The 12857-nt window shown below is 68.7% G+C and carries 12 protein-coding genes; 9 read left to right on the forward strand and 3 right to left on the reverse strand.

Going from position 1 to position 12857, the window contains the following annotated elements:
- Window positions 1-4: 4 nt before the first annotated feature.
- From hydA to F3J10_RS05985, 7 genes are all read left to right on the forward strand, one after another.
- Complete coding sequence (gene hydA, locus F3J10_RS05955; protein WP_167241601.1) at window positions 5-1462, forward strand: dihydropyrimidinase; 1458 nt, start codon at window positions 5-7, stop codon at window positions 1460-1462.
- 429 nt (window positions 1463-1891) lie between these two features.
- Window positions 1892-2794: a nucleoside-specific channel-forming protein Tsx gene (locus F3J10_RS05960; protein ID WP_240155399.1), complete on the forward strand. Its 903-nt coding sequence runs from the start codon at window positions 1892-1894 to the stop codon at window positions 2792-2794.
- Window positions 2795-2950: 156 nt separating this feature from the next.
- Window positions 2951-4225, forward strand: coding sequence for a NupC/NupG family nucleoside CNT transporter (locus F3J10_RS05965; RefSeq protein ID WP_096751320.1), 1275 nt, complete (start codon window positions 2951-2953; stop codon window positions 4223-4225).
- A gap of 14 nt (window positions 4226-4239) precedes the next feature.
- Window positions 4240-4413, forward strand: a complete 174-nt coding sequence (locus tag F3J10_RS05970; protein ID WP_025099587.1) for a deoxyribose-phosphate aldolase — start codon at window positions 4240-4242, stop codon at window positions 4411-4413.
- Between the two features lie 12 nt (window positions 4414-4425).
- Window positions 4426-5745: a thymidine phosphorylase gene (deoA, locus tag F3J10_RS05975; RefSeq protein ID WP_167241606.1), complete on the forward strand. Its 1320-nt coding sequence runs from the start codon at window positions 4426-4428 to the stop codon at window positions 5743-5745.
- Window positions 5746-5771: 26 nt separating this feature from the next.
- Complete coding sequence (locus F3J10_RS05980) at window positions 5772-7022, forward strand: phosphopentomutase (RefSeq protein WP_205195488.1); 1251 nt, start codon at window positions 5772-5774, stop codon at window positions 7020-7022.
- A 30-nt stretch (window positions 7023-7052) separates the two neighbouring features.
- On the forward strand, window positions 7053-7442 hold the full coding sequence (locus F3J10_RS05985; RefSeq protein WP_167241608.1) for a cytidine deaminase: 390 nt from the start codon (window positions 7053-7055) through the stop codon (window positions 7440-7442).
- 15 nt (window positions 7443-7457) lie between these two features.
- On the opposite strand, the gene F3J10_RS05990 is transcribed toward F3J10_RS05985, so the two are convergent.
- From F3J10_RS05990 to F3J10_RS06000, 3 genes are all read right to left on the reverse strand, one after another.
- Window positions 7458-7913: a MarR family transcriptional regulator gene (locus F3J10_RS05990; protein WP_167241610.1), complete on the reverse strand. Its 456-nt coding sequence runs from the start codon at window positions 7911-7913 to the stop codon at window positions 7458-7460.
- 27 nt (window positions 7914-7940) lie between these two features.
- Window positions 7941-8564, reverse strand: coding sequence for a TetR family transcriptional regulator (locus tag F3J10_RS05995; protein ID WP_126241315.1), 624 nt, complete (start codon window positions 8562-8564; stop codon window positions 7941-7943).
- A gap of 167 nt (window positions 8565-8731) precedes the next feature.
- Window positions 8732-9727 (reverse strand): LysR family transcriptional regulator, encoded by a 996-nt coding sequence (locus tag F3J10_RS06000; RefSeq protein ID WP_167241612.1) that lies wholly within the window; start codon window positions 9725-9727, stop codon window positions 8732-8734.
- 284 nt (window positions 9728-10011) lie between these two features.
- Between F3J10_RS06000 and F3J10_RS06005 the strand changes: the two genes are divergently transcribed.
- Both F3J10_RS06005 and F3J10_RS06010 read left to right on the forward strand, forming a co-directional pair.
- On the forward strand, window positions 10012-11526 hold the full coding sequence (locus F3J10_RS06005) for an efflux transporter outer membrane subunit (protein WP_167241614.1): 1515 nt from the start codon (window positions 10012-10014) through the stop codon (window positions 11524-11526).
- 128 nt (window positions 11527-11654) lie between these two features.
- A complete protein-coding gene (locus F3J10_RS06010; protein WP_036037811.1) occupies window positions 11655-12845 on the forward strand; it encodes an efflux RND transporter periplasmic adaptor subunit in 1191 nt (396 codons plus the stop codon).
- Window positions 12846-12857 lie beyond the last annotated feature (12 nt).

The following is a 12857-nucleotide window of genomic DNA, read 5'->3' on the forward strand; positions in this document are numbered from 1 at the left end:
TGCGATGACAACCCTGATTCGTGGCGGTACCGTGGTCGATGCCGAGCGCAGCTACCGCGCCGACGTGCTGTGCGCCGCCCCGCAGGATGGCGGCACGATCCTGCAGATCGCCGAGCGGATCGAGGCGCTGGCCGGCGCCGAGATCGTCGATGCGCACGGCCAGTACGTGATGCCCGGCGGCATCGATCCGCACACGCACATGGAGTTGCCCTTCATGGGCACCACCGCCAGCGACGATTTCTACAGCGGTACCGCGGCGGGCCTGTCGGGCGGCACCACCAGCATCATCGACTTCGTGATCCCGAGCCCGCGCCAGTCGCTGATGGAGGCCTTCCACACCTGGCGCGGCTGGGCGGAAAAGTCCGCCGCCGACTACGGCTTCCACGTGGCCGTGACCTGGTGGGACGAATCCGTGCATCGCGACATGGGCACCCTGGTGAACGAGCACGGCGTGTCCAGCTTCAAGCACTTCATGGCCTACAAGAACGCGATCATGGCCGACGACGAGATCCTGGTGAACAGCTTCGCGCGTTCGCTCGAACTCGGTGCGCTGCCGACCGTGCATGCCGAGAACGGCGAGCTGGTGTTCCAGTTGCAGCGCGCGCTGCTCGCGCGCGGCATCACCGGGCCCGAGGCGCATCCGCTGTCGCGTCCGCCCGAGGTGGAGGGCGAGGCGGCCAATCGCGCGATTCGCATCGCGCAGGTGCTGGGCGTGCCGGTCTACATCGTCCACGTCTCGGCCAAGGACGCGGTCGACGCGATCGCGCGTGCCCGCAACGAGGGCCTGCGCGTGTTCGGCGAAGTGCTGCCCGGTCATCTCGTGATCGACGAGGCGGTGTATCGCGATCCGGACTGGAATCGCGCGGCGGCCCACGTGATGAGCCCGCCGTTCCGTTCCGCCGAGCACCGCGACGCGTTGTGGCGCGCGCTGCAGGCCGGGCAGCTGCATACCACGGCGACCGATCACTGCGTGTTCTGCGCCTCGCAGAAGGCGATGGGCCGCGAGGACTTCACGCGCATCCCGAACGGTTGCGGCGGCGTGGAGGATCGCATGGCGGTGCTCTGGCATCACGGCGTCAACCAGGGGCGCCTCACGCCGAACGAATTCGTGCGCATCACCTCGACCAATGCCGCGCAGATCTTCAACCTGTATCCGCGCAAGGGTGCCGTGCAGGTGGGCGCCGATGCCGACCTGGTGGTCTGGGACCCGGCCGCGACCAAGACCATCTCGGTGAAGACGCATCACCAGCAGGTCGACTTCAACGTGTTCGAGGGCATGACGGTGCGGGGCCTGGCCACGCATACCTTCACGCGCGGCGCGCTGGCCTGGGCCGACGGCGAACTGCGTGCCGTGCGCGGCGCGGGCCGCTACCTGAAGCGTCCGCCGAATCCGGCCTACTACGAGGCCACGCGGATCGCGAACCGCCTGCGCGAGCCGCAGCCGGTCGAGCGCGAAGGCTGAGCGATCGAGGCTTTCGGCACGACGTTTCCGGCTTCCGCCGCCAGATTCTTGCGCTTTGGTTTACGCGCCGGCCCATTGGTTTATACTGCGCGCCGCCGGTTGGAGACACCGGCGTTCGAGCTGTCCGATCGGTCAACATATGGCACGGATCCTGCATGAGTCTGCCCGCCCGGCAGGACCGGCAGCCGCAAGCCGGCCGGTGGGCGATCTCGAAGCAAGGACGCACCCGAAGCAGGCGGCGCGCGCGAATATAGGGCAGCGCGCCGGCCCGCGACCCGAGCCCGACATCGATCGGCCGGGAACCCGATACCAAGAACCTGAGAGAGCGGAGTCACCTGTATGCATGCAGGAATACAGAATAAGAAAAAGAAAACAAAAAAACGGCCGGCGGCAGCCTGGCTGGCCGTGTTGGCGGCAGGCGTGGCGGTGATGGCGGCCCTGGCGTCCACCTCGGCCATGGCCGAGCCGCCGGCCGGCGCGACGATGCTGGCCGAGAGCGATGTGGTGGCGCCCGCGGCGCCCGCGGCGACGGTGGTGCCGCCTTCGCCCTATCTGTCGGACTGGTTCCACCAGAGCATCGGGCTGATCGGTTCGAAGAACATCCGCTTCGGCCCGCACCGGACCAACGACCTCTATCTCGAGTACGAGTATTTCGGCCGCAAGGGGCCATTCGATCTCTACGGCTACGTGGACGTGCCGCGCGTGCTCGGGGTCGGCAACGGCTACGACGGCGGCTTCACCAACAAGGGTTCGCCGGTGTTCAGCGAGCAGGAGCCGCGCGTCTCGATCGACCACCTGCTCGGCAAGTCGCTCGCCATCGGGCCGTTCAAGGAATGGTACGTGGCCTTCGACTGGATCTACGACCAGGGGCACAACACGCCCGGCCGGCAGAACACGCTGTATGCGGGTATCGGCACCGATATCGACACGCATACGCCGCTGATGCTCTCCGCGAATCTCTACCTGCATCGCCAGTGGGAGAACTACGGCGCCGCGAACCAGAACAGCTGGGACGGTTATCGCGCGCAGATGAAGTACATCCTGCCGCTGGGCACGTTCCATGGCGGCAACCTGCTCTACGTCGGCTTCTTCAACTACGACTTCGGCTCGAAGCTGCGCGAGGAAACCGGCGACAACACGCGTACCGATACCGCCTTCGTGTCGACCAACGTGCTGATCTACTCGTTCAAGCACTGGCGTTTCTGGACCGCGGCCCGCTATTTCCACCATGGCGGCCAGTGGGCCGGCACCGAGCTGAACTTCGGCGACGGCCCGTTCCAGAACCGCTCGAACGGCTGGGGCTATTACGCGAGCGTCGGCTACCAGTTCTGATGACGGCCCGCGTGCCTATCCGCACGAACCCGCTTGCGCCGCGACGGCAAGGGCGCATACTGCTCGGCGCGAGCCGGGCACGACATGAGCATCGAAACGATATCGAGGCGCCCGGGCAGGGCGCCATGACATGAAAGAGACGAGAGGAGAGCGAGGGTGGATATTCTGCGTAGTCTGTTGGGAATGGCTTGCCTGCTGGCGATTGCCTACCTGCTGTCGAACAATCGGCGCGGCGTGAGCCTGCGCACCCTGCTCGCGGCCCTGGCGACCCAGCTCGTGCTCGGCGCCCTGGTGCTGTTCGTGCCGACCGGCCGCGCCGCGCTGGCGATGGCCGCCAACGGCGTGAACCAGGTGCTGGAGATGGGCAATCACGGCATCGCCTTCGTGTTCGGCGGCCTGGTCGGCAACAAGATGTTCGACCTGTTCGGCGACGGCGGTTTCGTGTTCGGGCTGCGCGTGCTGCCGATGATCATCTTCGTCACTTCCCTGATCGCGGTGCTGTACTACATCGGCGTGATGAAGTGGATCGTGCGCATCTTCGGCGCGCTGCTCTCGAAGCTGCTCGGCGTGAGCCGGATCGAGGGCTGCTCGGCGGTGGCCACCATCTTCCTCGGCCAGAGCGAGATGCCGGCCCTGGTCAAGCCCTTCGTGCGGCAGATGACGAGCGCCGAGATCTTCACCGTGATGGCCAGCGGCATGGCCTCGATCGCCGGCTCGGTGCTGGTCGGCTACGCCGGCCTCGGCGTGAAGATGGAATACCTGCTGGCGGCCTCGGTGATGGCGGTGCCCGGCGGCCTGCTGTTCGGCAAGCTGCTGTATCCGACCGACGAGCCCAGCCGGGTGGTGATCGAGGGCCTCGACTTCGACGAGAAGCGCGCCGCCAACGTGATCGAGGCGGCCGCCTCGGGCGCCTCGGTCGGCATGCGCATCGCCATGAACGTCGGCGCGATGCTGATCGCCTTCGTCGGCCTGATCGCGCTGATGAACGCGATCGTGAGCGGCATCGCCACCCTGGTCGGCTTTCCGCACCTCACCCTGCTCGGCATCCTCGGCGTGGTGTTCGCGCCGCTGGCCTGGCTGATCGGCGTGCCCTGGCACGACGCGGCGCTGGCCGGCAACTTCATCGGCGAGAAGCTGATCTTCAACGAGTTCGTCGCGTATGGCGATCTCTCGCCCTACCTGAAGGACAGCACCAAGGTGATGGCCGCCGGGCTGCAGGTGCTCGATCCGAAGACCATCGCGATCGTGTCCTTCGCTTTGTGCGGTTTCGCCAACTTCTCGTCGATCGCGATCCTCGCCGGCGGCTTCAGCGCGGTGGCGCCGGAGCGGCGCTCCGAGGTGGCCCGGCACGGGCTGCGCGCGCTGACCGCCGCGACGCTGTCGAACCTGATGAGCGCGGCGATCGCCGGCCTGTTCTTTTCCCTGCATTGACGAGCGAGATTCGCATGACGGTTCCCGTAGTCGACCATCGGACACGCAAGCAACCGGCGCAAGCCGCGTTGAAGGCGCTGCACCTGATCGAGCCGACCTCGTTGAACCACGACGACACGGACGATGGAGTCCGGGCGCCGGCCACGCTCGGCCACGGCCCCGGCAGCGCGCCGTCCCTCACTTATTGAAAGGAATCCGATATGTTTCTGCCCCAGGAATTCATCCGCAAGAAGCGCGATCGCCAGCCGCTGAGCCGCGAGGAGATCGCGGCCTTCGTCAGCGGCATCACCGACGGCAGCGTGACCGAGGGCCAGGTGGCCGCGTTCGCGATGGCGGTGTTCTTCAACGACCTGGCCGTCGACGAGCGCGTGGCCCTCACGCTCGCGCAGCGCGATTCCGGCCAGGTGCTCGAATGGCGCTCGCTGGCGCTCGACGGCCCGGTGATCGACAAGCATTCGACCGGCGGCGTGGGCGACGTGGTGTCCCTGATGCTCGGGCCGATGATCGCCGCCTGCGGCGGCTACGTGCCGATGATCTCGGGACGCGGGCTCGGCCACACCGGCGGCACGCTCGACAAGCTGAGCGCGATCCCCGGCTACGACGTCACGCCCGATCCGGAGCTGCTGCGCCGCACGGTGCGCGAGGTCGGCGTGGCCATCATCGGCCAGACCGCCCAGCTGGCGCCGGCCGACAAGCGCATCTACGCGATCCGCGACGTGACGGCGACGGTGGAATCGGTCGCCATGATCACCGCCTCGATCCTCTCCAAGAAGCTGGCGGCCGGGCTCGACGGGCTGGTGATGGACGTCAAGGTCGGCTCGGGCGCCTTCATGCCGAGCTTCGAGAAATCGGTCGAGCTGGCGCAGAGCATCGTCGATGTGGGCAACGGCGCCGGCATGAAGACCACCGCCGTGCTGACCGACATGAACCAGTCGCTGGCGCCCTGCGCCGGCAACGCGATCGAGGTGCTCTGCGCGATCGACTACCTGAGCGGCAAGTCGCGTCCGGCTCGGCTGCACGAGGTCACCATGGCGCTCACCGCCGAGATGCTGGTGACGGGCGGCCTGGCCGCCGACGAGGCGCAGGCGCGGGCCGCCTTGCAGCGCGCGCTCGATTCCGGCGCGGCGGCCGAGCGTTTCGCGACCATGGTGGCCGCGCTCGGCGGCCCGAAGGACCTGGTCGAGACGCCGACGCGATACCTGGCTGCCGCCGCGGTGAAGGTGCCGGTTCCGGCGCCGGCCGGCGGCGTGGTGCAGCGCGTCGATTGCCGCGGGCTCGGCCTGGCGGTGGTGGCGCTCGGCGGCGGCCGCACGCGCGCGGAAGACTCGATCGATTATTCGGTGGGCCTGTCGGATCTCGTCGAACTCGGGCAGCCGGTCGACGCGGGCGATCCGCTCGGCTACGTGCATGCGCGCGACCAAGCGGCCGCCGCGCGCGCGCTGGCCGAGGTGCAGCGCGCCTACACGCTCGGCGCCAGCGCCGAGCCGCTGCCGCCCACCATTCACCGGCTGGTCCGCTAAGTGACGCCGGGCAAGGAGCGAGCATCATGCGTGCGCTAGTTCTGGTTCTCGATTCGCTCGGCATCGGCGCGGCGCCCGATGCCGAACGCTTCGGCGACCAAGGTTCGAACACCTTCGGGCATATCGCCGAGCATTGCGCGGCCGGCCGCTGCGAGGGCGAGGCCGGCCGTGGCGGGCCGCTGCGCGTGCCGCATCTCGAGCAACTCGGCATCGGGCTGGCCGGCGCGCTGGCCGGTGGCGCGCTGCCGGCGGGCATGTCGTCGGCGCCGGCGCTGCTCGGTGCCTACGGCGCCGCGCGCGAGTGCTCCTCGGGCAAGGACACGCCGTCCGGCCACTGGGAGATGGCCGGCGTGCCGGTGCGCTTCGACTGGGGTTACTTCAGCGAACGCGAGGCCTCGTTCCCGCCGGCGCTGCTCGACGCGATCGTGCGGCGCGCCGGCCTGCCGGGCTACCTCGGCAACTGCCACGCCTCGGGCACCGACATCATCGCCTCGCTCGGTGCCGAGCACATCGCCACCGGCAAGCCGATCTTCTATACCTCGGCCGACTCGGTGTTCCAGATCGCCTGCCACGAAGGCAGCTTCGGCCTCGAGCGGCTCTATCGCCTCTGCGAGATCGCCCGCGAGGAGGTGGATGCCTACCACATCTGCCGCGTGATCGCGCGGCCCTTCGTCGGCGACGCGCCGGAAAACTTCGCGCGCACCGGCAATCGCCGCGACCTGGCGGTGCCGCCGCCGGCGCCCACCGTGCTCGACAAGCTCGCGCGCGCGGGCGGGCAGGTGATCGCGATCGGCAAGATCTCGGACATCTACGCCGGGATGGGCGTCACGCAAAAGATCAAGGCCAACGGCCTGGACGGCCTGTGGGACGCGACGCTGGCGGCCGCGCGCGAGGCACCCGACTTCAGCCTGGTGATGACGAACTTCGTCGACTTCGACCAGAACTTCGGGCACCGGCGCAAGGTGGCCGGTTATGCGGCGGCGCTCGAGTATTTCGACTCGCGGCTGCCGGAGCTGTACCCGCTGCTGCGCGAGGACGACGTGCTGATCCTGTCGGCCGACCACGGCTGCGACCCGACCTGGCCCGGCACCGATCACACGCGCGAGCACGTGCCGGTGCTGGTGTATGGAAAGCAGGTGGCGCCCGGCAGCCTCGGCGTGCGCGACAGCTTCGCCGACATCGGCCAGAGTCTCGCGTCGTGGTTCGGGCTGGACGCGTTCGAGGACGGCAAGTCTTTCCTGGCCGCGCCGCGAGCGGCCGGCGCCACGGCGCGATAGGCAGCTTATCGACAACACGAGGACATCGACATGGAACGGGATACATTGGTCGAACAGGCGAAGCTCGCGCGCGAGCGCGCCTATGCGCCGTATTCGAACTTCAAGGTGGGCGCCGCGCTGCAAACGCGCGACGGCACGGTCTTTCACGGCTGCAATGTCGAGAACGGCTCGTACGGCCTCTGCAATTGCGCGGAACGCACGGCGCTGTTCGCCGCGATCGCGGCCGGCCATCGCCCGGGCGATTTCGTGCGGCTGGCGGTGACGGGCGACACCGACGGGCCGATCGCGCCCTGCGGTGCCTGCCGACAGGTGATCCACGAGCTGGGCGGCGCGGACCTGGAGGTGGTGCTGAGCAACCTGAAGGGGCAGACGCAGGTGACCACGGCCGATGCCCTGTTGCCGGGCGCATTCCGGCTCTGAAGGGCGAGGCGGGCGCTATCGTTCGAGAATGCGCTGCAGCAGCGTGGCCAGGCGCGCCATGTCCTGCGCCTCGAAGCCCGCGAACAGCCGCTCATGCGCCTCGCGGAACGCCGCCGGTGTACCGGCGGCCACCGCCCGCCCACGCGCCGTCAGCACCAGCTCGACGACGCGCCGATCGATCGTGCCGCGTCGGCGTTGCAGGAAACCGTCGCGCACCAGCCGATCGACCATGCAGGTGATGGCCTTGGGATCGACCTCGCATTGACGCGAGATATCGGCGGCGCGGGCCAGCTCGGGCTGCCCGACCAGGTACAGCACGCGAGCCTGCTGCGCCGTCACCTGCAGGGCGTCCTGCGTGCATCGCGTGATGGCCTGGTGCAAGGCCAGGTCGGCACGCAGCAGCAGGCGGCCGAAGGCATGGGCCTCGTCGCTCGCGCGCGAGCCGATCGCGGTTCGAGGGGCGCGTGCCATCGCGAGTGCCGTGAACGCGCTCGCGACTCAATCCGCCGCCTCGAACGGGCGCAGCAGCAGGAAGGCGAGATCGACGACATGCTCGGCGCTCTGGCGCGGCGCGATGCTCGCCTGTTCCGCCAGGCTGCGAATGAAGAAGCCCATCAGGCTGGCGTGCGTGAAGGCCGCCAGTTGCGCGATATCCGCGTTGTCGGCGAGCTGTCCCTGCGCGTGCGCATCGGCCAGCGCATCGACGATGCGCTGCTCGGCGGCGCGGCGCCCCATATGCACCTTCTCCCAGAACTCCCGGGTCTCCTCCGATACTTCGCAGCGCGAATGGACGATGCTGTAGACGCGCCGCGCCACACCATTCGACAACACCAGCGCGAGATGGCGGACCAGGGCCGCCCGCAGTTGTTCGAGCGGGTCCGGCTCCGGCGCGTGCCAGGCGATCAGGAAGGGATCGACGGGCAGCCCCGCATGCTCGAGCATGGCCTCGAACAAGGCGGACTTGTTCCTGAAGTGCCCGTAGACGGCGCCGCGCGTGACGCCCGCCACGCCGGCGATATCGGCCAGCGAGGTATGCGACAGGCCTTGCCGCAGGAAGGCCTGGACCGCGGAGTCGAGGATCCTGGCACGCGTGTGCATGGCCTGCTCCTGCGTACGCCTCATCGAAGGCTCCCGGTTGTGCGATGACGATCTGAGCGTGACGGCCTGGCACGACGCTCGCGGCCGAGGTCCGGCCGCCGCCGCGCGCAGGGCTGACGGATCGCATCCGGCTGGCCGATACGGCCGCCCCGATCCGGCGCTCACAATCTAGCCAGCTTCCACGCACCGGGCTAGTGCCCGAATCCGGGGGATTGACCTCCATGCCGCGCAGTAATGTTTTCGACAGCCGCGCTTCGGTTTGTCGACAGCCGCGCGGCAAGGTCCAGGGCAACCTGCTGCTGGGTCGTCCTGAGCTTGTCCTGGATGTAGTCGACGAACAGCGTGGTGACGCGCCGGATGTACCGATGGCTGGGAAAAACGGCGCAGAGCTGGATGCTCGCCGACCGATGGTCGTCGAGGAGCGCGACCAGGCTTCCGGCATCGATGTCGGCTTGCGTGAAGACCTCGGGAAGCAGGGCGATGCCGAGCCCGTCGATGGCGGTCTTGCGGATCAGGTTGGGCGAACTGCTGAGAAAGCGGCCGCCCACCTCGACACGCGTGACGCCCTCGGGGCCGCTCAGGGACCAGACCTGGGTGCCCGGCTTGCGCGACAGCAGCAGGCAATCGTGCCGAGCCAGGTCCTCGGGCTTGCGCGGCACCCCGCGCGCGGCCAGGTAGGCCGGGGCGGCGACCAGCCGGCGCGGCGTCGAGGTGAGGACCCGGCGCACGTCGTTCTCCTCCAGCAGGGAATCGGGCCGCAGCGCCACGTCGACGGCATGCGTGACCAGGTCGGCGCGCGCGTCGTCGATCAGGAATTCCAGGTTGACCTGCGGATAGGTCGCCAGGAATTCGGTGATCCAGGCCACCGGGAAGATGTGGAAGAAATCGCCGGGCAGCGCGACGCGCAAGGGGCCGACCGGCGCCGTGTGGATATCGCTGGCCTCCTGGCTGGCCTGCACGATGTCGGCGACGTTCTGCGCGCATTGATCGTAGAAGGACTGGCCGACCGCGGTGAGCGTCAGCTTGCGCGTGGTGCGCAGGATCAGCGGGCTTTTCATCTTGCTTTCAAGCGCCTGGATATGCCGGCTGATGGTGTTCGCGGGCATGCCGAGACGGCGCGCGGCTTCGGCGAAGCTGCCGGCTCGTATCACTTCGACGAACAGGTAGATCTCGTTGAGGTCGATCATCGATTCCTCTCAATTTCGGACGACATCAATGCGAATAGCTCGTCTAGTGGGGTCAAAAAAAACGCTCTAAGCTGCGAGCCAGACAAGTTGATTAGACCACTATTCCCGGCTCGCCATCGCCCGATGCGAGGGCTTTTCGCGTGGCGCGGCGAGCTTCCTCATTTCTGGCGATTACGACGCGTGAGCCGGGAAACCAGGACAGGACGAGCCGCATGGCCCCAGCAGATCGACAAGACATGGATTCCGGCAAGCATGCATCGCTTAGCGATCCGAAAGTTTCTGTAATGGAGGCACGACGCGCGACGCGCTGGCTGGCGACGGCTGCCGTGGCCGTCGCGCTGAGCGCCTGCGCGGTGGGGCCGGACTACCGGAAGCCGACCATGGACCTGCCGCTGGCCTTCAAGGAAGGGGCCAACTGGCAGCGCGCCGAGGCGAACCCGCAAGCCTCGCTGTCGAGCCGTTGGTGGCTCGATTATCACGACGCCACGCTGACCGACCTGATCGAGCGCTCGCAGCGGGCCAACCAGTCGATCGCGCAGGCCGAGGCGGCCTACCGGCTCGCGCTGGCGACGGTGATGGCCGACCGCGCCAGCCTGTTCCCGACGGTGGGCGCGAACCTCTCGGGCACCCGCTCCGGCAGCGGGGCGAACGCGGCATCGAGCGGCAGTTCGCAGGCGGGCGTGAGCAACCTGGCTTCCACTTCGCTGACGGCGAGCTGGGAGCCCGATCTATGGGGCAGCGTGCGCCGCCAGATCGAGTCGAGCAAGGCCAGCGCGCAGGCCAGCGACGCGCAACTGGCGGGCGAGCGCCTGTCGATCGCGGCCAGCCTGGCCATCGATTACCTGGAGCTGCGCCAGGCCGACATGGATATCGACCTGCTGACCCAGCAGCGCCGCATCGACGAACGGATCCTCGAGATGACGCGCCGCGGTTTCGCGCTCGGCACCTCGTCCAACGACGACGTGCTCAACGCGCAGGACACGCTCGAACTGGTGATCGCCTCGCTGCAGTCGACGCGGATCACGCGCGAACAGGACGAGCACGCGATCGCGGTGCTGGTCGGCGTGGCGCCCGGCGGCTTCTCGATCGAGCCCAGGCCCGACTATGCGTTCGCGCTGCCGGCGGTGCCGCTGGCCCTGCCGTCGCAACTGCTGGAACGACGCTACGACGTCGTCAGCGCGGAGCGCACCGCGTCGGCGGCCAACGCCAAGATAGGTGTGGCCGAGGCGGCCTTTTTCCCGACGCTCACGCTCTCGGCCGAGGGCGGCTTCCAGCACAACACGCTGGCCAACCTGTTCACGGTGCCGAGCCGCTTCTGGACCCTGGGCCCCACGCTGGCCGCGACGATCTTCGACGGCGGCGCGCGCACGGCCGCCGTGCGCGAGGCGCGCGCGACCTATGACGAGGATGTCGCCAGCTATCGCCAGACGGTGCTGGGCGCGTTCCAGAACGTCGAGGACAGCCTGTCCTCGCTGAACCACCTGCAGGACCAGGCCCGTTCGTATGCGGGCATCTACCGCCGCAACCAGCAGTTGTTCGACAGCGCGAGCGCGCAGCAGCGCATCGGCACGGCCAGCGAGCAGGACCTGCTGACCCAGCAGCTCACGCTGATCCAGGCGCGGCAGAACCTGGAGGACACGCGTGCCTTGCTGTCGCAAAGCAGCGTCAGCCTGATCCGCAACCTCGGCGGCGGCTGGCAATGGGACGACGCGCACGAAACGGACGACGCGCACGGCATGCAGCTGGGTTCGTCGACGCGCCCCAAGCCGGCGGGTGCCGCCTCGACCGGCCTCGAATGAGCGGCGGCGCGGGTCGCGCAGTCGACCGATCCGCTCGCGAGCCCGACTCCCGCGCTTTCTCCATCCGGCGGCGACGGCTTCATCGCGCCGCGCGGGTTTTCCATTTCACGAATTCGGTGTGGTGTGACATGAATCGATCTTTCCTGGGTGCATCGCTGCTGTCCACGGGTTTGCTGGCGCTGGCCGGATGCGGCAAGAGCGGGCCGCCGCCCGCGCCGCCGCCGGTGGTGGCCACCGTCACGGCGCAGCCGCGGGACGTGCCCTTGACGCGCGACCTGGTGGGCCGCCTGTCGGCCTATTACAGCGCGAACGTGACGGCCCGCGTGTCGGGCGTGCTGCTCAAGCGCAGCTATGCCGAGGGCAGCGAGGTGAAGGCCGGGCAGACGCTGTTCGAGATCGACCCGAGCTACTACAAGACCGTGCTCGACAACAGCCTCGCCACGCTGGCGGAGGACCAGGCGACCTACGTCAACGATCGCATCACGGCCGAGCGCGACCATCAGCTGCTGCCGGTCGGATCGGTGTCGCAACAGACCGTCGACAACGCCGATGCGGCCGAGCGCAGCGCGGCCGCCAAGGTGCAGGCGGACCGGGCCTCGGTGGAAAGCGCCCGCGTGAACCTGGGCTACACCAAGGTCACCTCGCCGATCACCGGCATCGCGGGCGAGCAGCAGGTGACCGCCGGCACCGTGGTGGGCAGCGGCGTGTCCGACGCCGGCGCGAGCGGCACGCTGCTGGCCACCGTGCAGCAGATCGATCCGCTCTACGTCAACTTCACCCTCAGCGCGGCCGACCTGGTGACGCTGCGCCAGGCGCAGGGCGCGGGCCACGTCGCGCTCGCGGGGCAGGCCGACACCGCCGTCAGCGTCACGCTGCCGAACGGCAGCACCTACGAGCAGGCGGGCGCGCTCGACTTCTCCGATGCCCAGGTGAACGCGACCACCGGCGCGGTCAACCTGCGCGCGCGCATCCCGAACCCGCAGCACCAGTTGCTGCCCGGCATGTTCGTCACCCTGAAGGCCGACTTCGGCCGCCGCAACGGCGTGTTCCTGATCCCGCAGCAGGCGATCCAGCGCGACGTGGTGGGTGCCTACGCGATGGTGGTGGCCGGCGGCAAGGCGCAGCGCCGCAACGTGGAGGCGAGCGCCAGCTATGGCAACGACTGGATCGTCACCAGCGGGCTGGCTGCCGGCGACGAGGTGATCGTCACCGGGCTGCAGGGCGCGCGCGAGGGCGTGACCGTCAAGGCCGGCCCCTGGCAGGCGCCGGCCGCGGCCCAGGGCGCCGCATCCGCGCCGCACGCCGGCCAGGCATCCTGAGGAGAACGATCC

It is taken from the genome of Burkholderia sp. Cy-637, from assembly GCF_011753175.1.
Lineage (GTDB): Bacteria > Pseudomonadota > Gammaproteobacteria > Burkholderiales > Burkholderiaceae > Burkholderia > Burkholderia gladioli.